The following is a 23,386-nucleotide window of genomic DNA, read 5'->3' as shown; positions in this document are numbered from 1 at the left end:
TGCCCTGGGCGCCGCTGACGGGTAGGGTGTCTCGTATGCCCGCCGCCAGCTCTCCGCCCCGCAGGCCGCGCTCCGGTAACCGTCGCGACGAGGCCGCACGTCTGGCTGTGCTCCATGCCGCAGACGATCTGCTCGTCGAGCACGGCTTCGGCGCTCTCACCGTCGAGGCCATCGCGCGCCGTGCCGGCGTCGCCAAGCAGACGATCTACCGTTGGTGGCCCTCGAAGGTCGAGATCCTCCTCGACACGCTCATCGAAGACAGCAACAAACGCCTTCCCGTCCCGACGGAGCAGCCCACGGCCGAGAGCATCCGTGGCTACCTGCGCGGCTTCGCGCGGTTCCTCACCCGCGACACCGCCGGTAAGGTCCTGCTCGCGCTGATCGCCGAGGCGCAGCGCGATCCCGGCACGGCCAAGAGCTTTCACCAGCGCTATCTCGGCCCACGCCGCGAACAGGAACGCGACATGCTCGCGCGCGCCATCGAGGCCGGCGAGGTCTCGCCCGGACTCGGTCCCGACGCCACGATGGACGCTCTCGTCGGCCCGATCGTCTATCGCGCCCTGACGGGGTCCAGCATCCCGCGTGGTCTGGTGGACACCCTTGTGGAGGACCTGCTCAGGCCTCACAAGCCGCGGCACACCCGTACGTAGGGGCTGAGCGCCAAAGCGGCCGACTGAGGTACTCCGGGTCCCGCCGAGCGCTCAGTCACACCGTCCTGCCTCTTCTGTGCACCCTCGCGGCGTCAGAAGTCCAGCTCGACATAGTCGATGTCGGTGAACTCCACCTGCAGCCCGTCGGCGCGACGGCCGTGATCCTTGAAGTAGATCTCCTGCAGGCCCTCGGCGGCGATGTTCTGCAACTGCTGCTCGGTGGCGCCCGACGCCTGCGCCTCGAACAGGCGGGCCGCATAGGCGGGCGGCAGGTGTTGGGTGATGAGGCGGATCCGGCCGTCGTCGGTGGTGCCGGGCGCGGCGGTGAAGCCGAACCGGGCCCGCGTCTCGATGACGATGCCGCCGGTACGGGCCGCGTTCTTCTTCGCCCTGTCGCGCACCCGGGGCTGCCACCGCTTGCGCACCTCGCGCTCTATGCGGGCGGCGAGATCCTTGCGGGGCCGCTTGATCTGCGCCGTGAGGTAGCGCTCGACCGTGCGCTGGGAGACGTTCAGCAGCTGCGCGACGGCCTTGGTGGAGCCCCGTTCCTGCTTGACCAGGAACCGTACCTGGGCGCCGGCCGATTTCGGGATCGGGCGGGTGGCGGTGTTCGCCGCGGCCTTGTCGAGGCTGTCGCCGAGGAGGCCCATCGTGTGTCCCTACTCCCCGCTGTCGGGGGCGTCGTCGCCCTTGATGTGACGGGCCGGGTTGATCTGCTCGTCCTCGATGGTCCGGGCGAGCCACAGGAAGTCCCGGGTGCCTTCGTGCTTGACCATGCCGGGGCTGACGCCGAGGCGGAACCCTCCGGGCAGCGGCTTGCCCTCGGGAGTGCGGGGCATGAAGTCCAGCGGGCCGGGGCCGTGGGAGAGGTAGACGGCACAGTCGGACAGGATCGCGACGGGGAAGAGACCGGCCCGCGCCCATGCCATGAGTTTGCGGTGCTGGTTGGTGCGCGCCTTGCCGATCAGCTCGGCCCGGGCGTGCGGGCTCCAGGTCGGGCGCTGGAGGGCCGGCCACGGCTCGCCGAACTTGTGCTTGATGCCTTGGGGGCGTTCTCGCAGCTTGCCGATGCCGCCCTTGACCGTCGACTTGATGGCCGACAGCACGGCCGCCTGCCCCGGGTCCACGCCCTGGTGGCGGTCCATCGCGGCGAGGAAGTCCTCGTCGGGCATGCCGGTGGTGACCCCGAGGTCGGCCATGGTGGCGATATAGGCGTCGCGCAGGCGGGTGTACCAGGCGTCGAAGTAGGCGGCGTGCTCGTGGCGGACGTACGCCTCGGTCGGTGCCACCTCGTAGCCGAGCTCCACCGCGTACGCGACGGTCGAGGTCGCGTACCAGGCAGGCCCGCTCGGCCGGACCCCCTTGGGCGTGAAGGGATTCGGTAGCCGGGGATCGATCTCGATATGGGAGAGGTCGACCAACCAGGAGCCGGGCAGCTTCGGCTCGAACGCCGGGTTCTGTACGTGGGTTGCCGGGCCGGTGCCGATGACGAGGCGGTTGGCGGCGGCGGCGAAGGCCATGTTGACGTCGACGCCGACCGCATGGGTGTAGCCCTGGGTGCACTCCTCGTCGGTGAGGGGGCGGAACCAGTCGTACGCCTCCTCGTCGATGACCTGGTCCGGGGTGCGGACGTGGTGGCGGGGGTAGAGGGCGGCCACGAGGGGATGCTCGGCGGGGGCCTCGGGCGGTGCGGGGTCGACAGGTTCGGTCAGCGAGCCCGGGTTCGGCCCGGACGCCCAGGAACCGGTGGCCGCGTCCTTGACCGCACGGGTCGGCGGGCGCAGCGCGCTCATCAGCTCCAGGCCGCAGACGGCGGTGGACCCCCGCGGAGTGAGGACACGGGTGGCGTACGTGCCGAGCACCGCGGCGACATCGGGCGGCGGCAACTGGCCGGTGTCCCCCCAGGAGCGGGCGTCGAGGGCGCCCCACGGGAGGATCGCGAACTGCACGCACTGCCGCCTGCCGCGTTCGGCGGGCCGGTAGATCCGGGCCCAGGGGCCGAACCCGCGCTTGGTCAGTTTCCACTGCGCCTTGGCCAGTTGCTTCAGGACCTTGTGGTCCTCCGGGAGGCGCAGGCCGCGCCGGTCCTCCAGTACGGCCGGGAGGCCGAGCCGCTCGGCGGCGGCGCTGGTGAGGACGATCAGCGGGTCGGCGTCCTTGCCGTTGCGGTGAAGCCTCGTGGCGCCCAGCTTCGCTTCGGTCAGGGCCCATTCGACCAGCGCGGGGAACGTCTTGGCCGGGCAGTCCAGTACCAGGCCCCCCACGCAGTACGCCGATCCGTCCCCGTCCAGTACCGCGAGCGGTCCGTGCGCGAAGCGCGGGTCGGTCTCGGCCGGGGCCGATTTCTTCGGTGCGGCCGGCTTCGCGGTGGCCGGCTTTGCGGTCGGGCGTCCGGCTGTCGAGGGCTTGGTGTCGGGCGTGGCCGCGGGGGCGGGTGGGGGTACGGCGGGTGCCGGTGCGGGTACCGGGGTGGAGGGTGCGGCAGTGGGGCTCGGGGCGGGTGCTGCAGGACCGTCCGGCTCCGGCGCCGGGTGCTGAGCGGCCCAGCCCTCCAGCAGTCGCAGATACGCCTGCAGCCGGGGCGGTCGAGGCTCGCTGCGGCCGTGCTCCCAGTTCTTCACCGTTTGCGGTGTCGTGCGCAGGACCTGGGCGAGACGGGCCTGGGTGACACCGGCCGCCTCCCGGAGCCGTGCCCGCTCCGCCGGTGACGGCAGGTGCGGTTCACCCTCCAGCAGCGCGTCGACCGCCGCGAACAGCTCTTCCTCGGTGGGCATGCTTTACCTCCGCCCCCGAAGCTAGCACAATTTAGCCTTGAATTTAACCGTAATTTTATCCAATGAGCGTCGGTCGGCCGGTGAGGCGCATCGACCCGTGCGGAGCCCTCGCCCTCCCTGTCCTGTCTTTGCGATCCGGGCAGTCTCGGAGATCTCGGGGCACGTGAGTCGACGTCAGCCGCCGTCCCTGAACGCGGGGATCGCCGATGAGCCGAGGTGGGGCGTCCGCAAGCTCTCGCTCACACCGGTCCCTGCGAGGATGCAGCCATGGACGATGTTGCCACGGACGATGCCGCTCTCCTCGAAGCGCTCCTCTCCTCCCTGGCCGGTGAGGAGAGCGTGTACTCGCGCTGGTGCTGGAGTGCGGGAGCTGACCTCGCGCACCATGTGCACGACCTCGCGAAGGCCGCCGAAGCCGACTGGGCTCACGAGGCGGTAAGAGGCGCCACCGGACCGACCACGCTCGGGGAGATCGAGTCGGCGCTCCGCCCGGTCACGCGTGACACAGCAGCCGGGCTGATGGTCAGCCTCTCGACCGACAGCCTGGTGTTCCCCGGGCACCCGTGGCGCGACCGCGCCCACGCGCGGCAGGCTGCGACGAAGGTGATGTCGATCCTGGGCCCGGGGTCGGAATGGTTCTCCAACATCGACTCTCCCTGGGAGAACGGACGGGCATGGAATCCGGTCACCAGGCACACCTTCGACGGCGTAGTCGCCGGCCGCGGAGGCGGATTCGTCGTCTCGCTCCTGCAAGTCGGCGAGGACTGAGCAGCTTGCTGGGCCCCGCGGGGGCCTGACCCGTCCTTCCATGCGGCAGAGGTGCGCGGAGGCGTTCGAGTGGCGTGCCGTACCGACTGGATAGGGGGCGTCGAAGCGGATCCTGTCAGGTCGTCACATAGAAGGCGCCGGGCGGTCGGAAGGCTCACGATGCGCGTCACGCGGGCCACCCGGAGGACACATCGCTCGGTCGGCCGTACAGGTTGTTGTGCCGGAGGCGATCGGGGTACCTGCATATGGCCGCGGACGTGCGGGCTCACCTGCGCGCCGCGGAGGTGCGGGCTCATGTACGTGCGAATCCTGTTCTCGCGTACGTGCGAACCTGCGCTTCCGGGAAACCCGAAGCCGAGGGAGCCGTTGTGAAGTTCGGTGTGGCCACCTTCATCACCGACCAGGGCATCGCGTCCGCCCCACTCGGGCGCGCCGTCGAGCAGCGAGGGCTCGATTCCCTGCTCATCGCCGAGCACACCCACATCCCGGTGGACCGCCGCTCGCCCTACCCGGCCGGCGGCGAGCTGCCGGAGATCTACTACCGCACCCTCGATCCGTTCGTCGCGCTCAGCGCGGCCGCTTCCGTGACCGAGCGGATCCTGCTGGGCACCGGCATTGCGCTGGTGGCCCAGCGGGACCCGATCATCACGGCCAAGGAGGTGGCCTCCTTGGACCTGGTCTCCGGCGGGCGGGCCGTCTTCGGGATCGGCGTCGGGTGGAACAAGGAGGAGATGGAGAACCACGGTACGGACCCGCGCACCCGGGGCCGCCTCGTCGACGAACGGCTGCGGGCGATGCGTGAGCTGTGGACGAAGGAGAAGGCCGAGTTCCATGGGGAGTTCGTCGACTTCGACCCCGTCTATTCGTGGCCGAAGCCGGTTCAGCGCCCCCACCCGCCCGTCTACGTGGGCGGCGGGGAGGCAGCCTTCGAGCGGGTGGCCGCCTTCGGCGACGCCTGGCTGGCCAACAGTCTGCCGCCCCAGGAGCTGGGGCCGAAGATCGACCGCATGCGGAGCATCGCGGGGCGGGACGTACCGGTGACCGTCTACGCGGTGTCGAAGGATCCCGAGATCGTCGAGCAGTACACCCAGCTCGACGTGGAGCGGCTGTTGCTCTACCTGCCCACGATGCCGGAGGCCGAGACGCTGTCCTACCTGGACGAGCTCGCCGACGTCGCGCAGCGCTTCCGGTGAGCCGACGGGTTCCGCAGTGCCGAGGATGACGAGCGGCCGGGCCCGGGAGCACTTCGCCCGGGCCCGGATCGCCCGGCTCGCGACCGTCGACGCCTCCGGCCGCCCGCACCTGGTCCCCGCGGTCTTCGCCCTCACCGGTGACACCGTGGTCTTCGCCGTGGACCACAAGCCGAAGCAGTCGGTGCGGTTGAAGCGGCTGGCCAACATTCGTGTCCATGAAGAGGTGTGTCTCCTCGTCGACGGTTATGAGGAGGACTGGGACCGTCTGTGGTGGGCGCGGGCGGACGGCACCGCCGTAGTGCTGCCACCGGCCGAGGAGTCGGCGGTGTCGGCGCGGTACGTGGATCTGCTCGTGCGGAAGTACGGGCAGCAGTACGCCGACCGTCCGCCGGACGGGCCGGTGGTGGAAATCGCGGTCTGCCGTTGGTCGGGGTGGCGCGCCACCTGAGCAGCCCTCAGGGGAGCGGGGAGCGGGGTGCGGGGCGAGGGGCCCTGGCATGACCCGCACCGAGTAGACCCGTGCGGGCGCCGAATAGACCCGCGTGGACCGGTGTGGACCCGCGTGGGCAGGTGTGTTCCGGTGAGGGGCTCGCGCGGGCGCGCACATTGATCGAGCCGGCGCGTTTCGACTGTGATGCGCGGGGCACACGACCTGTAGTCCCCGGCTGGTCTCCCCCGTCCAGCCGGGGACTGGTGTTTGTGGCGGTGGCGGCGATGGTTCGATCCGCTGCTCACTCCTCGTCGTTCCGCCGGGCGCGCGGGGCGCACACGTCAATCGTCGCTTTCCGGCACATGCGTGGGGCGCAATCGCCGCTATCCGCCGCGTGCGCGGGCGCCGCCATGCCCCCGGAACCGCTTCCATGGGCCTGGAGCCTCCGGACTGGTTACTGGACGGAAACCTCAGATCTCGCACAAACCTTGCAGCTCAGCGTTGATCCCCTGTGCGAGCGGTGCCAGGGTTTCGGGAATCCCTCGCAATCATCACAGTGAAGTCGTGGAGGCCCTATGGCTGTCCGTCGTGCCGCTGTCGTCGTCGCATCAGCGGCTGCGCTCAGTCTTTCCCTGCTGGCCACCTCGTGCCAGGTCAACAGCGCCCCGTCGGCCGCCGACGCTAAGGAGCGGCCGCCCGCGAAGAAGGCGGTGGCCACCGGCAGTGGTGGCGCGGTCTCCAGCGTCAACCCGTACGCCTCCCGGGCCGGGCTCGAGGTGTTGCGCAAGGGAGGCAACGCGGTGGACGCGGCCGTGGCGACCGCCTCCGCGCTCGGCGTGGTCGAGCCCTACTCGGCCGGGGTGGGCGGAGGTGGCTACATGGTCTTCTACGACGCCAAGACCAAGAAGGTGCACACCCTCGACGGCCGGGAGACCGCTCCGCGCAGCATGCGCGCGGACTCGTTCCTCGACCGTTCGGGCAAGCCGCTCCCCACTGAGGACGCGATCAATTCGGGCCTGTCCGTCGGTGTCCCTGGCACGCCGGCGACGTGGCAGAAGGCGCTCAAGGACTGGGGCACGGTCTCCCTGGCCAAGGCCCTGCGCCCGGCCACCCGGATCGCCGACGACGGCTTCGTGGTCAACGACGAGTTCCGGGCCCAGACGGCCATGAACGAGAAGCGGTTCCGGGACTTCAAGTCCACTACGGACCTGTTCCTGCCCCAGGGCAAACTCCCGGTGGTCGGCTCCCGATTCCGCAACCCCGATCTGGCCCGCACCTATCGACAGCTCGCCCGTGAGGGCGTCGACGCGCTCTACCACGGAGCGGTGGGGCGCGATGTGGTGCGGACCGTCCAGAAGCCGCCGATGGCCGCGAATGCCCAACACAAGGCCCGCCCCGGCCTCATGAAGACGGCCGATCTCGCCGACTACGCGGCCAAGCGCAGGGAACCGACCCGGACCGCCTACCACGGTCTGGACGTCTACTCCATGGGGCCGTCCTCGGCCGGTGGCACCACGGTGGGGGAGGCGCTGAACATCCTGGGGAGCTTCCACCTCTCCAAGAAGGACAAGGCCGAGGCGCTCCACCACTACCTGGAGGCCAGCCGGATCTCCTTCGCCGATCGCAACCGCTGGGTGGGCGACCCCGCGTTCTCGGACGTGCCCACCAAGGCGCTGCTGTCCAAGGATTTCGCCAAGGAACGCGCCTGTCTGATCCGTTCCGACAAGGCGCTGACCAGCCCGCTGGCTCCCGCCGACCCGCGCCATCCGGATGCCGGCTGTGACCTCAAGACCGGCAACAAGCAGCCGCACGAAGGCCCTTCGACCACGCATCTGGTGGCCTCGGACCGCTGGGGCAATGTCGTCTCCTACACCCTGACGATCGAGCAGACCGGTGGCTCGGCCATCACCGTGCCCGGACGCGGATTCCTCCTCAACAATGAGCTGACCGACTTCGACTTCGCTCCGCTCACCAAGGGGACGCCGGACCCGAACCTGCCGGGCCCCGGCAAGCGGCCGCGCAGCAGCATGTCGCCGACGATCGTCCTACGGGACGGCAAGCCGATGATGGCGGTCGGTTCCCCGGGTGGCGCCACGATCATCACTACGGTGCTGCAGACCCTGGTCAACCGCCTGGACCTCGGCATGTCGCTGCCGGAGGCGGTCGCCGCACCGCGGCTGTCGCAGCGGAACCAGACGGCTACGGAAGCCGAACCGGCCTTCCTCGACTCGCCCGAACGCAAGAAGCTGGAGGGCATGGGGCACCGGTTCGTCCTCGCACCGAAGGCCTTCACCCCGTCACCGGAGATCGGGGCGGTCGCTGCCCTGGAATTCCTGCCGCAGGGCAAGGTCACGGCGGTGGCCGAACCCAAGCGCCGAGGCGGCGGTTCGGCCATGGTGCTCAACGACTCCCGATAGAGCCCCACGAGTTCTGACGAAGCGGTCCCCTCCGGAGCATGACCCGGAGGGGACCGCTTCGGGTTTGGCGGCGGCCAGGCCCGGTCCGGCCGGTGGTCGCACCAGAGAGTCAACGCCTGTAGGCCTACATCTGTTGACTTTTGACGGCGAGCGGGAGCAGTATGGCAACAAGTGTTGGCCAACAAGCGTTGACTGACTTGTCGCCACAGCATGGGATGTGACCATGAACAACGCCGCCGCGCTCCCCGCCCGCACAGAGGTCGCCATCGTCGGCGCCGGCCCGACGGGGCTGGCGCTCGCGGTCACGCTCGCCTCCGCCGGCATCGACTTCGTCATCGTGGACCGGCTGCCGGAGGGCGCGAACACCTCCCGCGCCGCTGTCGTGCACGCCCGCACCCTCGAGGTCCTCGACGAGCTGGGTGCTGCCCAGGAGCTGATCGGGCGCGGCGTTCAGGTGGCGCGGTTCACCGTCCGCGACGGTTCCCGCAAGCTGCTCACCGTCCCGTTCGACCGCCTGCCCACGCCGTACCCGTACACCCTGATGGCTCCCCAGTACGAAACCGAGAGCGTGTTGCTCGACCGGCTGCGGACCCTCGGGGGCGAGGTGCACCGGCCTTACGAGGTCGGTGCCGTGGTCCAGGGCGACGAGGGTGTGACGCTCACCATGAGCAGCGGGGAGACCCTGCACGCCGACTATGCCGTCGGTGCCGACGGCATGCACAGCGCCGTGCGGGAGGCGTCGGGCATCGGGTTCACCGGCAGCGCGTACGCCGAGTCGTTCGTCCTCGCCGACGTGGTGATGGGCTGGGTGCCGGGCCGCAGCGAGGTGTCCCTCACCTTCGGCGCCGCCGGCCTCACCGTCGTCGCCCCGCTCCCGGGCGGCCACTACCGCGTCGTCGCCACGGTGGACGAGGCGCCCGCCGAGCCCACTCTCGCCTTCGTCCAGCAGGTGTTGGACGAGCGCACCCCCGGTCAGGCCCGAGTGACCGGTCTCGTCTGGGCTTCCCGCTTCCGCGTCCACCACCGGGTGGCCGACCACTACCGCACCGGCCGTCTCTTCCTCGCGGGAGACGCCGCCCATGTGCACAGTCCAGCGGGCGGCCAGGGGATGAACACCGGTATCCAGGACGGCTACGCCCTCGGTCGGGCCTTCGTCACCGGAAACCTGGAGAGCTACGAGGCGCAGCGCCGCCCGGTGGCCGAGCGAGTGGTCGCCTTCACCGACCGGATGACCCGGATAGCCACGACCCGCAGCGTGATCGCCCGCACCGCCCGCAACATCGCGCTTCCGCTCCTCGGTCACCTGGGTCTGCGCTCCAAGCTCGCGACCGAGCTCGCTGAGCTCAACTATCGGTAATAGAAAGGGGGGTGCACGCCGGACGTCTGCCGTACGGAGCAGGCGAGCCCCGGGGATTCCCGCACCGGGCACACGGCGGGATCCCACCGGGCCGTACGGGATCGCATCGCTCCCGCCGTGTCGCACCGGACCGCCGTGGGGTGCACCGGGAGCCGGAGCCCGGCCGCGGCCGCACGCCCCGAAGTTCCTGGCAGCGGCCCGGAGGCACGCGGACGGCGCGAGTGGCGCCTGTCGTCTCCGCCGGTGGCGCAGATGTCCCCCTCAAAGATCACAATCGCTGGCGGGCCGTACCGTTCAGCTCCTACGATTGCGGTACCCGGGGGAGGAGTTGGGCCAAGTGGCGCGCAGAAACACATCTTCAGGACAGGTGCCAGGACGGTCTTCGGCGAATAGGATCGAGGCCGCGGTGGCCTGGGTCATCAGGCACTTCGACGGGGTCGTGGCCATCTCCGGCGCCATGGTCGTCGGCCTGATGGACATCTTCAGCGACGCCGTCTCGGACAATGTCACCTCCGGTGCGACCCTGCTGGTGCTGGCCGCCTTGGTCTTCGGGTCGCTCACCGAACGGCGGCGCCGGGTAGCCGACATCCGCGAGGCGACGACGGGCACACAGAAGGCGCTGGAAGACCTCGCCATGGTGCGGTCGTTGTCCGGAACCGAGGTGCGGCGCGCTCTGGACGAAGCTCGTCAGGAGACCGACCGCTGGGTGTTCAAGGGCGGCACCGGGACGTATCTGCGTGCCGTCACGCTCCCCGAGTGCGTACGGAAGGCGCAGGAGCAGCGCCGCTCCCTCACGATGAAGATCGACATCGTCAACCCGTCGGACGCACAGGCATGTGAGGCGTACGCCCGCTTCCGGCGCACCTTCGACGGCGGGCAGGGGGATACGGCGCAGCGGCGGACCTGGAGCGCCGAGCGCACCCGCAAGGAGTCGTACGCCACCGTCCTGGCCGCCTGCTGGCACAAGCAGCGGCTGGACGTCCTGGAGATCGACGTCCATCTGTCCTCCGTGGTCCCCACCCTCCGGTTCGACCTCACCGACTCGTGCCTGATCATCACGCAGGACGATCTGCGCCGGGTCAACCTCCTGGTGGACCGGGGGCGTCCGCTGTACGACTACTACCTCACCGAGCTGCACCAGGCCCGGGAACAGGCGATCGCCCTCGACCTGCACCGCGCGGCGCCGCTCAGCGACGAACCCACGGTGGATGAAGTGCGCCAGCTCTTCGAGAGGCTGGACCTCGCGCTCCCCTCCACCGTCACCGACACGGACGTCGGCGAGATCATCGAAAAGGCGCTGCATGCGGAGAACCCGTACCGGAGCTGACGTCTCTCCGGGTTCCTGCATCACGGCGGACTGCGGACAGGGAGGACCCTTGCCGACCGACACCAGCTCCACGGGCATGGCCCGAGGCCTTTCCGGGCTTCCGCCGCTCCAGGAGGTGCCCGCCGGCCGAGGGGGGCCTCGGGGGGTGCGGGCCCGCGATCCGCGCCGGAGCTTGCGCCGCCATCGCCGGGCCGCCGTCCCTTCGACGGTCGGTCACCTCTTACGGCCCGAAGACCGCAGCCTCCTCAGCATCCTCCGGGAGATCAGGTGAGCCGCCCCAGGCGACGTCCCATGGACTATCGGATGCTCGAACGCACCATCGGGCAGGGTGGGGAGACCGCTGTCCTCTTCGGTGCGGCCGTCGCCGCGCTGGAGGACGTCACCTCCGGGCGGCGTGAACTGCGCGCCGTGTACCACCCACTCGGCTTCTTCTGCCTGCCGGTGCTGCGCGACGGGGACGAAGGCGTGTGTGTGCACGTCTTCGAGCCCGGGACGAGCGACCGCGTCGAGCTCACCACCTCACCCGTGCACTGCCACAGCTGGGAGCTGACCAGCTTCGTGCTCTACGGCGAGGTCGGGAACCTGAGGTCCCGGGTGTGCCAGGATCCCGTGCAGCCCACCCACCGTGTCTTCCAGGTGCACAGCAGTCCTTCCGGGGTGGACGAGATCCAGCCGACTTCGCGCCTGGTCCGCTGTGAGCCGGGCCCCGAGCAGACCAGCGCCCGCGGGCAGGTGTACCGCCTCCCGGCCGGGGCGTTCCACAGCACCGTCGTCCCGAGCGGGAGCACGGCCGCCACCCTCGTGCTCGGCCGTTCACTACCCCGGCACTCCGACCTCTCCCTCGGACCGGTGGATGGCACGGGGCACCGGGTGGTACGACAGACATGCGACGCCGCACAGACCGCCCGGACGGCGCGCTCCGCCCTCAGGAGGATCCATGGGCAACACCCCGAATGAGCCGGCCTGCCCGCAGGATGCTCAAGAGCCTTTCCGCACAGGGCCGTTCGCGCCCGAGGCGTTCGCGACAGCGCCCTTCGCGGCCGAACAGCAGCTCGCCGTCGCCACCGTGCGGGAGGCCGGCGCGTTGGTGCGCGCGCGCTTCCAGGACGAGTACGACATCCAGCCGAAGGGCGACGAGGGCGATGTGGTCACCGACCTCGATCTGCTGGCCGAGCGGCTCGTCGTACAACGTATCCACGAGCGCTACCCCCACGACCGGATCCTCGCCGAGGAGTCGGGAACCCTGGAAGGCGACGGCGGGTCCGCGCCGGGGCCGCGCCGGACGTGGCTGGTCGACCCGCTCGACGGGAGCAACAACGTCGTCATCGGCCTGCCCGCCTACGTCGTCGGCGTCGCCCTGTGCGTGGACGACGAGCCGGTGGTCGGCGTCATCCATGATCCGGTCACCGACCGGACCTGGTCGGCCCTGACCGGCTGCGGGGCGTACGGCCCGCACGGGCGGATGACCGGCCCCTCGGGCCCGCTCGCGGCCTCCGGGCCGCTGCTCGCCTGGACCCAGGGGCACGCCGTCGCCCGCGACGATCCGGCCGCGCGCACCCTCAAGTCGGCCCTGGAGGTACGCTCCCGCCGCCTGCTGCAGCTGTGGGCGCCACTGCTGACCTGGTCGATGCTCGCCCGCGGCGACATCGACGGCTTCGTCGGCTACCGGGCCGAGGCCATCGACTTCCCCGCCGGTGCGCTGCTCGCGGCGGAGGCGGGGCTGGAGATCCGGGCCCTGGACGGTGGCGTCTTCCAGGGCTCCATCGACGGGCCGGACATCGACCGCAGCTTTGTCGCCGGACGGCCGCAGGACATGCCGTACCTGCTCGACCTCGTCAGCCGGAGCGAGGCCCTGGACCACGTGCGGTAGGGCCTCGGGCCCCGTGCGCCGACTACGTGACCTGGGCCGATCCGGCTCATGCCGCACGCCGTTGGGCGGATGGCGCCCGCGCGCATCATGGTCGTATGACCGACCGCGGAGAGCCGCAGCTCGACCCGTCTTTGACCGCTGTGGACCCGGAGGCGTTGCTGGCGCCGGCCGAGGGCTACCACGCCCGCGCGGTACGGCCACTGGGCGGCCGAGAGGTTTCCGGGCACCTGGTGAAGCCCTATGCGATCGAGGCGCCGGGTCGGCGCGTGACGGACGTGGATCTGCAGACCGCGCTGCGCGTCGCCGCAGGTCACCTGGCATCGGCGTCGCTGCGGGGTTCGCTCGGGCTCGCCGTGCTGCTCGTGCACGTCGGCGGCGACGGTGACTACGTCCTCGTCCACACCTGGATCGAGGGGTACATGTCCGACCTCGCCGTCTTCGCCGGTCCGACCGGCGAGGCCGCCCGGCTGCGGCCCGGCCGGTCGGGCCTTGCGCCGTGCGTGTGGGAAGCGGCGGTCCTGGCCCATGAACGGGACGCCGTCATCCGGCACCTGTGGGACGGTCGGGGGCCGCTCGATGCCCGGCTCGCGGCCTGGCGCGGCGATGTGCTGGAGGGGGAGGTCCGATGACGACGGGCACGGGTGTGGCCACGCTACGGCTGGGTCCCACCTGCCGGTTGGCCGACCGCGCGCCGCGGGCCCGGGGTGCGGGGAGGCCTCAGCGTGTCCCCCGGAGCGCGCCGCTGCGCCCGCTCACCTGGTCGCCACCAACGCTGCTGTCGAGGCCGCCACCGCGCCCGTGGCGAGCACCGCGCCCGTTGCCATGAAGCTCCGCAACGGCACCCGTACGCCCTGTGCATGGCAGCGTTCGAACCACAACAGCGTGGCCAGGGACGCCCACGGCGTCACCACCGGGCCCACGTTGGTACCGATGAGCAGCGCCAGCAGTTGCTGGTGGTTCCCGAGGGGAACCGCCGACTCGCCCGCCAGGTAGACGGGCAGGTTGTTGAGGACGTTGGACAGGCCGGCGCCGACCGCCGAGGCCCGGAACATGCCGAGCGCGCCCCCGTCGGACCCGATCGCCGAGGTCAGGAGTTCGTGCAGGCCGTTGGCGTTGACCGCCTCCACCACCAGAAACAGCCCCGGCACCATGACGAGCAGCCGCCACGGCACCAGTGAGAGCCGCAGGCTGGCCCGGCGGCGGACGGCGAACGCCACCACCACGACGGCCGCAGCCACCGCGGACGCCGACCACAACGGCACATCGGCGACCAGCATGGCCAGCAGGAATCCCGCACAGACCACGGCGCACACCCGGAACAGCAGCGGATCCCCGGGGCGGTGCGGGGCCGGGGGAGTGTAGGCCTCCGCTCCGCGCCGGCCGCGGCGCCAGAAGAACACCCACAGGCAGACCATCGTCACGGCGATGGCGGCCAGTTGGGGAGCCCACATCGTGGCGGCCATCTCCGTGGGCCGCAGGGCCACGCGGTTCGCGGCCAGCAGGTTCGTGAGGTTGGACACCGGCAGCAGCACACTGGCGGTGTTGGCCAGCCACACCGTCGTCATCGCCAACGGCACGGTGGCGATGCCCACCCGGGACGCGAGCGCCAGCATCACCGGGGTCAGCAGAACCGCCGTGGTGTCGAGGTTGAGGGTGATCGTGGTGATCGAGGCGAACGCCACGCACAGCACGAACAGCCGTCCGTAGCCGCCCCGCCCGGCGCGGGCCACACCCGAGGCGACGACGTCGAAGACCTCCGCCTCGCTGGTGAGCTCGGCCAGCACGATGACCGTGCCGAGGAAGGCGAGGAGAGGACCGATCCGGATCATCGCCTGGCCGGCTGACTCCGTGGGAAGCAGGCCCGTGGCCAGACACAGCAGACCGCAGGCGAGCAGCCCTCCGGCCAGCCAGTCCAGTGGATGCAGGCGTTGTATGGCGCGCACACGGAAAAGAGTAAACGCTGTACAGCCGGTTGACGACGGATCATAGGATGGCGGACATGGTGGCTCGCCAGGAATTCGGAGAACCGGAAACCCGCCCGGAAACCGGCCCATTGGACTTCTTCATCAGCTATTCACCGGCGGATGAGCGATGGGCCTCATGGATCGCCTGGACGCTGGAGGAAGCGGGCTATCGGACGGTCGTCCAGGCCTGGGACTTCGTTCCGGGCACCAACTTCGTGGACTTCATGGACCGCGGCGTCAGCGAATCCGCTGCCGTCATCGCGGTGCTCTCCAGCAACTACGAACGCTCCCGTTACGGACGTATGGAGTGGCAGGCCGCGTTGCGCGCCGACCCCGACGCCCCGGAACGGCGACTGCTGACCGTCCGGGTCGAGGACATCCCCATCGAGGGCCTGCTCGCCACCATCACCTACGTCGACCTGGTCGGCGTCACCGACACCACCGCCGCCCGCGAGATGCTGCTCACCCGCGTGGGCCAGGCCCTCGACGGGCGGGCCCGGCCCACCAGCCGCCCCGGCTACCCCGGCGGACCGGCCACCGGAACCGACACCCGGGCCGGGATCCCGCGGCCGCAGTCCGGGGACGGCAGGCCGCTCGGCCGCCCCGGCTGGGCAGGGCGCCGCCGCCCGGCCGTCCCGCCGCAGTACCCCCAGGAGCCCGGAGCGCAGCACGCCCGGGAGGCCGTCACCGTGCTGCACCTCGCGGGCCCCGCCTTCGGCCGGGGACTGGACCCGGCCGCACTCCAGGCGGCCATCTGGGGCGACCTCGTCGAGCTCACCGACGCCGGGGCCCCCGCCCCCGACCTCCTCGTCGTCACCGGCGACCTCACCGCGTCGGGCAGCCCCCGCGAGACCGATCAGGCGCTCAGCTTTCTCACCGGCCTGCGATCCCTGCTCGGCCTCGAACCCCACCGCCTCGCCGTGGTGCCCGGCGGCCAGGACGTCAGTCAGGCCGCCTGCCGCGCGTACTTCAACACCTGCGAAGCCGACGAGATGCAGCCCAGGCCGCCCTACTGGCCCAAGTGGCGGCACTACGCCCGGCTCTTCCACGAGCTCTACCAGGGCCTCGACGTCGTCTTCGACAGCGACCAGCCCTGGAGCCTCTTCCCCGTGCCGGAACTGCGCACGGTCATCGCGGGCCTCAACTCCTCCATGGCGTACAGCCACCGGCCCGACGACCAGTACGGCTGGCTCGGCCCCGAGCAGGCCGCCTGGTTCGCCCAGGCCCTGCGCCCGTACGAGCAGGAGGGCTGGCTGCGCCTCGGCGCCCTGCGGCACCCGGTCGTCGAGGACGGCGGACGCTCCGGCTCCGCGCACGGCCCCGGCCCGCTGCGCGACACCGCCGCCCTCGCCCGTCTCACCGCGCCCCGGCTGCACCTCCTGCTGCACGGCCCCGCCGGAGACCGGCGCTCCGCGACCGCGGCGCCCACCACCACGCCGTCCCTTCCCCTCACCTCGGGCGAGCTGCCCGTCTACGGCGCGGCCGGTCCCGCCCGGCACCAACTGCTGCGGATCACCCGCGACGGCCTGACCCGCTGGCGGGAGCGTCCCGAGGGGGAACCGGAGCACTTCGAGGCCGGCTGGCGACGTGCGCAGCGTGTCTTCGGACCGCCGCGCCCGCAGCCCGGTGCCGAGGTCAGCCCGCCCGGGGAGGGCACACCGGAGACGGCTGGGCCCGGCGTACCGGACCCCGAGCCCGGGCTGGAGGCCCGCGCCCTCGACGACCCGCTCGACGAACTGGTGGCCCGCGTCGCCGAGGTCTGCCGCACCCGCCACGACGGCGCCCAACTGCGGCGCATCGCCGGCAGCCCGCCGCAACTCCTGGTCACCTGGAACGAATCCGGTTTCGTCCGGCAACAGCGGGTGGGGGTGTGCCACGGCACCCCCTCCGTCGAGCACATCGACGCCTTCCTCGACCACGTCCACGCCTCCGACACCGAGCCCGACGCCGAACTCGTCCACGACGGGCCCGCGCCGGCCCGCGAACTGCGCGAGCGGGCCCGCCGCCGGGGCGTCCGCATCCGCAGCTTCACCGAGTTCCAGGGCTTGCTGGACCTGCGCGACCACGTCACCGCCCAGACCGAGCGGCTGCGCACCGACCAGCGCTACCGGCCCGACCTCTACCTCCCGCAGCGCTACCGCGAGGTCGAACGCCCCGGCGGCGAGGAGCGCCACGGGCTGGTCGACGACATGCTGCGGCTGCTCGAGGCCGACCACGGCCGGTTCCTGCTGCTCCTGGGGGACTTCGGCCACGGCAAGACGTTCGCGCTGCGCGAGCTCGCCCGTCGCATCCCCGAGGAAATGCCGCACCTCGTACCGCTGTTCATCGAGCTGAACACCCTCGACCGGGCGTATTCGCTGGACGGCCTGGTCGCCGCCCACCTGGCGAACCACGGCGTCGACTCCGTCAACCTCCGCGCCTTCCGCTACATGTTCCAGCAGGGCCGGATCGTCCTGCTCTTCGACGGCTTCGACGAGCTGGCGAACCGGGTCAGCTACGAACGGGCCACCGACCGGCTGCAAGTCCTCCTCGACGCCGTCGTGGACAACGCCAAGGTCGTCGTCAGCAGCCGCAACCAGCACTTCAAATCCCAGGCTCAGGTGCTCACCGCCCTCGGTGAGCGCGTCGGACTGCTCCCGCAGCGCCGCGTCCTCGCCCTCCAGGAGTTCACGCCCCAGCAGATCCGCACCTACCTGGCCAACCGCTACGGCGACGACCAGGCCGCCGACCGCCGGGTGCGACTCCTCGAAGGCATCCCCGACCTGCTCGCGCTCTGCCGCAACCCGCGGCTGCTCAGCTTCGTCGCCGATCTCGACCACGACCGGCTGCGCGCCGTCGCCGGTGCCGGGCGCGCCCTCAGCGCCGCCGGGCTGTACGAGGAGGTGCTCACCTCCTGGCTGCAGTACGAGGAGGAGCGTGGGCAGGGCGGCGTCGGCGCGGCCCCCGGGATGAACCTGGACCAGCGGTGGGACGCGGTCACCACCCTCGCGCTGCGGCTGTGGTCCAGCGGCCAGAGCACCCTGAGCCTCGACGAACTCACCGATGTGGCGGGCACGTTGACGGGCCTGGCGGACATCAGGCTCTCCGCGCGGGAGGCCGCCCACGCGATCGGCTCCGGCAGTCTGCTGGTGCGCAGCGACGAGGGGCTGTTCCAGTTCATCCACAGCTCCATCGTGGAGTGGCTGGTGGCCCGCGAGGCAGCGACCCGGCTCGCCCGCGGCGAGTACGAGCTGCTGGCACGCCGCCCGCTGAGCCAGCTCACCGTCGAGTTCCTCTGCGACCTCGCCGACCACCGCACCTGCCAGGAGTGGGCCGAGAGCGTCCTGGCCGGCCCGGACGAGGACGGCGAGGACACCGGACGGCGGCGCGGGCAGGCCGACGAGGTAGCCCGCGCCAACGCGGTCAAGGTCCTCGCCCGCCTCCGGGTGCCCGCCCACACCGACCTGCGCGGCGCCGCCCTCGCCGGCGAGGACCTCTCGCACCGCGACTTCTCCGGCGTCGACCTCACCCGCGCCGACCTCACCGACACCCAGCTGGTCGGTGCCAACCTCTCCGGAGCCGTGCTGCGCGACGCCCGCCTGGTCGGCGCGCGGCTGGACGACGCCGACCTCACCGGCGCCGACCTGCGCGGTGCCGACCTGCGCCGGGCCCGCCTGATCCGCGCCAAGCTGCGCGGCGTGCGGACCGAGGGCAGCCGCTGGAACCGCGCCGCGCTGATCGACGCGACCACCGACGAAGAGGCCCTGCGCCGCCCCGAGCTGCGCTCCGCCGCCTTCGCCCCCGGCATGCCCGTCGACGCGGGTTTCCGGCCCTCCGCGGTCGGCGTCCCCTACGGCTTCGGCATGCAGTCCGTCCGGCTGCCCGAGCCGGTCTCGTACAGCACCGACGGTGAACTGCTCGCCGTGGGCAGCGAGGACGGCGGCGTCCTGGTGTGCGACGCCGCCACCGGCACGGCCCTGCGCACCCTCCAGGGCCACGTCGGCCGCGTCTACGCCGTGAAGTTCCGCCAGGACATACTCGCGACGGGCGGGGCGGACGGCACCGTACGGCTGTGGGACGCCGTCTCCGGCGCCTGCCTGCACCGGCTGGACATCCACCCGAGCGGGGTGTGGCCGGTCTCCCTCGACACGGAGGGCACGCTGCTCGCCACCGGTGACGCGGAGGGCACCGTCACCCTCTGGGACGTGGCCACCGGCACCCGGCGGCACGAGCTGCTCGGGCACACGGCCCCCGTCTACACCGCGGTGTTCAGCCCGGACGGCCGCACCCTGGTCACCGGCGACGCGGCGGCGGGCGTTCGGCTGTGGGACACCCGCACCGGCCGCCTGTGCACCGAACTGCCCGGACACGAAGGCGTCTGCAACCGGACGCAGTTCAGCCCGGACGGCACCCTGCTGGCCACGGGCGACCGGGGAAGCGAGCAGGGCGGCACCGTCCGGGTCTGGGACGTGGCCTCGGGACGGCTGCGGCATGAGTTCACCGGCCACACCGGGCGCGTCTACACCCTGGACTTCCACCCGAGCGGCACCCTCCTGGCCAGCGGCGACACCGACGGACAGGTACGGCTGTGGGACCCGGTGACCGGGGCCCCGGCCGGGCAGCCCGGCCGGGGCAGCGGCGCCGTCTACCAGGTGGTGTTCGACACGGACGGCACGATGCTGGCGGCGGGCGACAGCGACGGCGCCGTCCGGCTGTGGCGGGTGCAGGCGGACGGCGCCGGGGCCGACGGCCGAGGCCCCCGCGACACCGCCGGCTGGTCGGTGTCCCCCTTGCGCCAGCAGCCCGCCGATCACCGCGGATCCGTCTGGACCTGCCGGTTCCGGCCGCGCGGCGGCCTCAGCGGCGCCGACTCCGGACCGTTGCTGGTGACGGCCGGCAACGACGGCATGGTCCGCCTGTGGGACACCGCCAGCGGGCAGGGCCGGCGCATCCTGCGCGGCCACGGCCGCCGGATCGGCACCCTGGCCTTCAGCGCCGACGGCTCGTACCTCGCGGCCAGCAGCAACGACGGCGTCGTACGGCTGTGGGAACCCACGACCGGCCGCCGCCTCAGGGAACTCAGCGGCCACAGCGGTCGCCTGGTGTCCGCCGTCTTCAGCCCCACCGGGGCCGGCGGAGCCCTCCTCGGCACCTCCAGCAACGACGGCGACGTGTACCTGTGGAACGCCGCCACGGGCGAGTACCAGCGGGCGATCGACGCCGAGACCGACCATGTGTGGGCCGAGGCGTTCAGCAGCGACGGCGAGCTGCTCGCCACCGCGAACGACGACGACACGGTGCGGCTGTGGTACCGCAGCACGGGTACCCATGTGACGACGCTCGCCCAGCACCGGGGCCGGGTGCGGTCGATCGCGTTCAGCGCCGACGGCCTGCGGCTGGCGACCGGCTGCGACGACCGGTACGTCCGTATGTGGGACGTCCAGGACAGCCGCCTCACCCTCGAACTCGACGCGCACCGGGACCGTGTGTACACCGTGGCCTTCGGGCCCGGCGCCTCCTGGCTGGCCAGCGCGTCCTGGGACGGTGACGCGATCATCTGGGCCGACGGCAGGCCGCAACACCGGCTCCGCGGGCACTCCGGCCGGCTGTGGACCGCCGCCGCGCACCCCAGCCGCCCGTTGCTGGCCACGGCCGGCGACGACCGGATCGTACGGCTGTGGGATCCGCGCGACGGGCAGGAGACCGGCCAACTGACCGCACACACGGGGCGGATCCTCTCGACCGCCTTCAGCCCGGACGGTTCGCTGCTCGCCAGCGGTGGCGAGGACGGCACGGTCCGGCTGTGGACCGTGCCCGAGCGGGGCGAGCCGTCCCTGCAGGCCACCCTGATCGGGGTGCCGGGCGGCTGGGCCGCGCTCTCACCGTCGGGCGGTTACAAGTACGAGGGCGATATCGCGGGCGAGTTCTGGCATGCGGTGGGCATGTGCCGCTTCGAGCCGGGCGAACTCGACGGCCACCTCCCGGGGGTGCGCCGCCTCTCCCTCTCCGGTCCCCTCGACGGATCCGCACCGCAGGGGAGCTGAGGCGGGGGAGTGCGAAAAGCTCCGGCCGTCGCCCGCTGCATCGGGCGACGGCCGGAGGGAGACCCGAGGGTCAGACCTTGGTGAAGCACAGCGTGTAGGACGTGCTGTGGCGGATCGACACGTGAATGCCGTAGTCGAACTTCGATCCGCACCGTTCGCCGGCGCCGAACAGCTTGTCGCCGGTCTTGTACTCCGCCTCGGCCGAGCCGCAGTCGACGATCTCCGCCCTCGGCTCCCCCTGGGGGTCGTGAACCTTGACGCAGTCCCCGACCTGCGGGTCGTACTTCTTGTTCTCCTCGGCCCGCGCGGCCTGGGCGGCCTCCTTCTTGGCCTTGCCGCCATGGGGATTGGTGTTGTAGTCCCACACGTACCAGGCGCCGCCGCCGAAGATCGCCAGGACGATGACCGCGGTGATCAGCCCCCGCAAGGGGCTGCTCTGCCGCTGCGGGCCCTGCGGCCGCTGCGGCCCCTGGGGCTGCTGCGGATACCCATACGGCTGCTGTTGCTGCGGATATCCGTACTGCTGTTGCTGTTGCTGTTGCTGTTGCTGCGGATACCCGTAGGGCTGTTGCGGCTGATTCTGATAGGGCGGCGGCGCGGACATGCCTGAATTCCCCCATGGCTGACTACCCGGACGACGGGTAACTCGATAGGACCGGTGCAGGCTACCTCCCGTCACGAGCCCGCTGACCAGCAGCCCCTGCCCGCCGACGGCGCGTTGGACGACCGCGTGCGGCCGCTCCGCCGCACAGGGACCCACCCCCAAGTCCCGGTCCGGAAACCGTTGTCGGCGAGGCCACGATCCGGCTACGCGGACCCGGGGGTCTGCTGGTTCTCGCGCATCGGCCGGCGCACTCGCTCGAGCAGCGCGGCCGGGTCCGGCTCGGCCTGCAGTCCGCGGAGCAGCAGATGCCACAGGTCGTCGAGGCGCTCCTCGATGTGCCGGCGTCCGTCCAGGGCGTCGGAGACGGTGTGCAGACCGAAGAAGGCGCAGATGATGCCGTGGGCGGTGGTGGCGGGCGGCACGTCGTCGGCGAGTTCACCGTTGCGGTCGGCCTCTTCGAGCAGCTCCGTGACCGCTTCGATCCAGCCGAGGAACGGCGCGGGGAGCTGGGTGTCGATGGCCTTGCGTTCGGCCCAGAGGCGGGCTCCGGCCCGGACCACGATGTCGTCACGAAAGGCCCGGGCCACCTCGAAGCTCAGCGCGACGAGTTTCTCCAATGCGGGCAGACCGCGCTGCCGGTGCCGGCTGATCAAATGCGGCCACGTGGCGAAATGCTCCTCGACGATGGCGAGCGCGAGCTTCTCCTTGCTGGCGTAGTGGAAATAGATGGCACCGCTGGTGCGACCCGAATGCGCACTGATGTCGCTGATGCTGGTACCGGCGTACCCTCTTTCGTCGAACAAGGTCGCTGCCGCCTCGAGCAGGGACCTGCGCGTCGTCTTCGCCCGGATCTGCACATACACCTCGGATTTCGGTCTCGTACCGCCGGCAGGCAACCTACCGTTCCGCGCGCCCCGGAATTCAAGGGTGCGCAGGTGCGCATCTAGGTATTCCCTGGTCGTATGAGCACGTCAACGGTCGGCGCCGCTGGAAAGAGTGAGCCGCTCAGCTGGTCCCGTACGGTCGAGCGCGAGCTGGTGCACCGAACCTCGGTGGCGGAGGTCCTCCTCACCGACGTACGGCCGGCCGACACCGCGCACGTCTTCCTCGCGGCGGCGTCCTGGCCGCGCGCGCATGCGACCTTCCCCCGCGACGGTTCACAGCGGCACAGCCCGCTGATCCTGGTGGAGACGCTGCGTCAGCTCGGCCTCTACGTTCCCCTGCGGTTCTACGCCGTTCCGGCGGCGTTCCACGCGGTCATCACCGACCTGTACTTCCATCTCAGGCCCGCCGACGAGACGCCGGCCCGCGCCGGAGCGACCCAGGTCACCTGCCGCGCACGGGTGAGCGCCGTCCGGCGGCTGCGGGACGGGCCCGTCGTGGGCCTGCGACTGAACGTCACCTTCGCCGCCTACGGGAAGACCTTCGGGTGCGGTGGCGGGGGCGTGCGCTTTCTGGACGGCGCGCGCTTCACCGCGCTGCGCGCCGCAAGCGCGGGCGTGGCCTCCTCGGCCCGCCCTTCGGGGCAGGGGAACCGCCCACCGGCCGCCCGGCTCACCGTGAACCACCCGCACGATGTGGTCCTCGCTCTCGACGGGGACGGGCTGTTGGTGTCACCGGCCGACCCGCTGCACCCGTTCTTCTTCGACCACCCCACCGATCACGTACCCGGCATGGTGCTGCTGGAGGCCGCCCGCCAGGCCGCCTCCTACGGCAGCCGGGGCAGGCTGAGCCGCCCCCGTTTCGGCTGGCTGAAGGCCTCACGGTTCACCGAACCGGCCCCACCCGCAAGGGTGCTGTGCACCCGGCACCGGTCGACATGCGCTTTCCGCATCGTCCAGGGCGGCACTGAAACGGCTTACGGAACTCTCGGTTATACGTAGAGCACACAATATGGACATTTACGAACCTGTTGACCACTCTGTGTTGCCGTCCGTAACGTAACGATCGTTATGTTCCGGCGTGGAGCGCGGAGGACTCCCGCCCATGAGGACTGCCCTCTGCCGGAA

At 71.3% G+C, this 23,386-nt stretch carries 17 protein-coding genes; 12 read left to right on the top strand and 5 right to left on the bottom strand.

Annotation, left to right across the window (positions count from 1 at the left end; genetic code table 11):
* Positions 1-35: 35 nt before the first annotated feature.
* Positions 36-650 carry a TetR/AcrR family transcriptional regulator gene (locus tag Scani_RS17235; RefSeq protein ID WP_159476757.1) on the top strand — a complete coding sequence of 205 codons (615 nt, stop codon included), beginning with the start codon at positions 36-38 and terminating at the stop codon, positions 648-650.
* Between the two features lie 92 nt (positions 651-742).
* Here Scani_RS17235 and tpg read toward each other — a convergent pair whose 3' ends face one another.
* Complete coding sequence (gene tpg, locus Scani_RS17230) at positions 743-1,300, bottom strand: telomere-protecting terminal protein Tpg (RefSeq protein WP_159476754.1); 558 nt, start codon at positions 1,298-1,300, stop codon at positions 743-745.
* A gap of 9 nt (positions 1,301-1,309) precedes the next feature.
* Positions 1,310-3,424 carry a telomere-associated protein Tap gene (tap, locus tag Scani_RS17225; protein ID WP_159476750.1) on the bottom strand — a complete coding sequence of 705 codons (2,115 nt, stop codon included), beginning with the start codon at positions 3,422-3,424 and terminating at the stop codon, positions 1,310-1,312.
* A gap of 267 nt (positions 3,425-3,691) precedes the next feature.
* Here tap and Scani_RS17220 point away from each other — a divergent pair, with 267 nt between their 5' ends.
* The 9 genes from Scani_RS17220 to Scani_RS17180 all read left to right on the top strand — a co-directional run bounded on the left by Scani_RS17220 (position 3,692) and on the right by Scani_RS17180 (position 13,415).
* Positions 3,692-4,192, top strand: coding sequence for a hypothetical protein (locus Scani_RS17220; protein ID WP_159476747.1), 501 nt, complete (start codon positions 3,692-3,694; stop codon positions 4,190-4,192).
* Between the two features lie 368 nt (positions 4,193-4,560).
* Complete coding sequence (locus Scani_RS17215; protein ID WP_159476744.1) at positions 4,561-5,385, top strand: LLM class F420-dependent oxidoreductase; 825 nt, start codon at positions 4,561-4,563, stop codon at positions 5,383-5,385.
* A gap of 16 nt (positions 5,386-5,401) precedes the next feature.
* A complete protein-coding gene (locus Scani_RS17210) occupies positions 5,402-5,833 on the top strand; it encodes a TIGR03668 family PPOX class F420-dependent oxidoreductase (RefSeq protein ID WP_159476741.1) in 432 nt (143 codons plus the stop codon).
* Between the two features lie 557 nt (positions 5,834-6,390).
* Positions 6,391-8,232: a gamma-glutamyltransferase gene (gene ggt, locus Scani_RS17205; protein WP_159476738.1), complete on the top strand. Its 1,842-nt coding sequence runs from the start codon at positions 6,391-6,393 to the stop codon at positions 8,230-8,232.
* A 223-nt stretch (positions 8,233-8,455) separates the two neighbouring features.
* Positions 8,456-9,589 (top strand): FAD-dependent monooxygenase, encoded by a 1,134-nt coding sequence (locus Scani_RS17200; protein WP_159476735.1) that lies wholly within the window; start codon positions 8,456-8,458, stop codon positions 9,587-9,589.
* Positions 9,590-9,995: 406 nt separating this feature from the next.
* Positions 9,996-10,916: a hypothetical protein gene (locus tag Scani_RS17195; protein ID WP_246295944.1), complete on the top strand. Its 921-nt coding sequence runs from the start codon at positions 9,996-9,998 to the stop codon at positions 10,914-10,916.
* Between the two features lie 303 nt (positions 10,917-11,219).
* A complete protein-coding gene (locus Scani_RS17190) occupies positions 11,220-11,873 on the top strand; it encodes a hypothetical protein (protein WP_246295943.1) in 654 nt (217 codons plus the stop codon).
* Positions 11,854-12,786, top strand: a complete 933-nt coding sequence (locus Scani_RS17185) for an inositol monophosphatase family protein (protein ID WP_159476729.1) — start codon at positions 11,854-11,856, stop codon at positions 12,784-12,786. Before Scani_RS17190 ends, Scani_RS17185 begins: the two co-directional genes overlap by 20 nt.
* Positions 12,787-12,881: 95 nt before the next feature.
* Positions 12,882-13,415, top strand: coding sequence for a hypothetical protein (locus tag Scani_RS17180; protein WP_159476726.1), 534 nt, complete (start codon positions 12,882-12,884; stop codon positions 13,413-13,415).
* Positions 13,416-13,538: 123 nt separating this feature from the next.
* Here the strand turns inward: Scani_RS17180 and Scani_RS17175 are convergent, their stop codons facing one another.
* Positions 13,539-14,729 (bottom strand): SLC13 family permease, encoded by a 1,191-nt coding sequence (locus tag Scani_RS17175; protein WP_246295942.1) that lies wholly within the window; start codon positions 14,727-14,729, stop codon positions 13,539-13,541.
* Positions 14,730-14,785: 56 nt separating this feature from the next.
* Between Scani_RS17175 and Scani_RS17170 the strand changes: the two genes are divergently transcribed.
* A complete protein-coding gene (locus Scani_RS17170) occupies positions 14,786-20,773 on the top strand; it encodes a WD40 domain-containing protein (protein WP_159476718.1) in 5,988 nt (1,995 codons plus the stop codon).
* A 70-nt stretch (positions 20,774-20,843) separates the two neighbouring features.
* Here the strand turns inward: Scani_RS17170 and Scani_RS17165 are convergent, their stop codons facing one another.
* On the bottom strand, positions 20,844-21,377 hold the full coding sequence (locus tag Scani_RS17165; RefSeq protein WP_159476715.1) for an LppU/SCO3897 family protein: 534 nt from the start codon (positions 21,375-21,377) through the stop codon (positions 20,844-20,846).
* A 203-nt stretch (positions 21,378-21,580) separates the two neighbouring features.
* Positions 21,581-22,234: a ScbR family autoregulator-binding transcription factor gene (locus Scani_RS17160; RefSeq protein ID WP_167538182.1), complete on the bottom strand. Its 654-nt coding sequence runs from the start codon at positions 22,232-22,234 to the stop codon at positions 21,581-21,583.
* Between the two features lie 105 nt (positions 22,235-22,339).
* Between Scani_RS17160 and Scani_RS17155 the strand changes: the two genes are divergently transcribed.
* Positions 22,340-23,260, top strand: coding sequence for a ScbA/BarX family gamma-butyrolactone biosynthesis protein (locus Scani_RS17155; RefSeq protein WP_159476709.1), 921 nt, complete (start codon positions 22,340-22,342; stop codon positions 23,258-23,260).
* Positions 23,261-23,386: the final 126 nt, after the last annotated feature.

The organism is Streptomyces caniferus (genome assembly GCF_009811555.1).
GTDB lineage: Bacteria > Actinomycetota > Actinomycetes > Streptomycetales > Streptomycetaceae > Streptomyces > Streptomyces caniferus.
Note: the sequence above shows the minus strand (reverse complement) of the source record. Positions and strands in the feature narration are given on the sequence as shown.

Coding starts and splice junctions, on each gene's coding strand:
- Scani_RS17165 (WP_159476715.1), bottom strand. CDS start 21,377: ATGTCCGCGCCGCCGCCCTATCAGAATCAGCCGCAACAGCCCTACGGG.
- ggt (WP_159476738.1), top strand. CDS start 6,391: ATGGCTGTCCGTCGTGCCGCTGTCGTCGTCGCATCAGCGGCTGCGCTC.
- Scani_RS17180 (WP_159476726.1), top strand. CDS start 12,882: ATGACCGACCGCGGAGAGCCGCAGCTCGACCCGTCTTTGACCGCTGTG.
- Scani_RS17220 (WP_159476747.1), top strand. CDS start 3,692: ATGGACGATGTTGCCACGGACGATGCCGCTCTCCTCGAAGCGCTCCTC.
- Scani_RS17185 (WP_159476729.1), top strand. CDS start 11,854: ATGGGCAACACCCCGAATGAGCCGGCCTGCCCGCAGGATGCTCAAGAG.
- Scani_RS17235 (WP_159476757.1), top strand. CDS start 36: ATGCCCGCCGCCAGCTCTCCGCCCCGCAGGCCGCGCTCCGGTAACCGT.
- Scani_RS17170 (WP_159476718.1), top strand. CDS start 14,786: ATGGTGGCTCGCCAGGAATTCGGAGAACCGGAAACCCGCCCGGAAACC.
- tap (WP_159476750.1), bottom strand. CDS start 3,424: ATGCCCACCGAGGAAGAGCTGTTCGCGGCGGTCGACGCGCTGCTGGAG.
- Scani_RS17155 (WP_159476709.1), top strand. CDS start 22,340: ATGAGCACGTCAACGGTCGGCGCCGCTGGAAAGAGTGAGCCGCTCAGC.
- tpg (WP_159476754.1), bottom strand. CDS start 1,300: ATGGGCCTCCTCGGCGACAGCCTCGACAAGGCCGCGGCGAACACCGCC.
- Scani_RS17190 (WP_246295943.1), top strand. CDS start 11,220: ATGCTCGAACGCACCATCGGGCAGGGTGGGGAGACCGCTGTCCTCTTC.
- Scani_RS17200 (WP_159476735.1), top strand. CDS start 8,456: ATGAACAACGCCGCCGCGCTCCCCGCCCGCACAGAGGTCGCCATCGTC.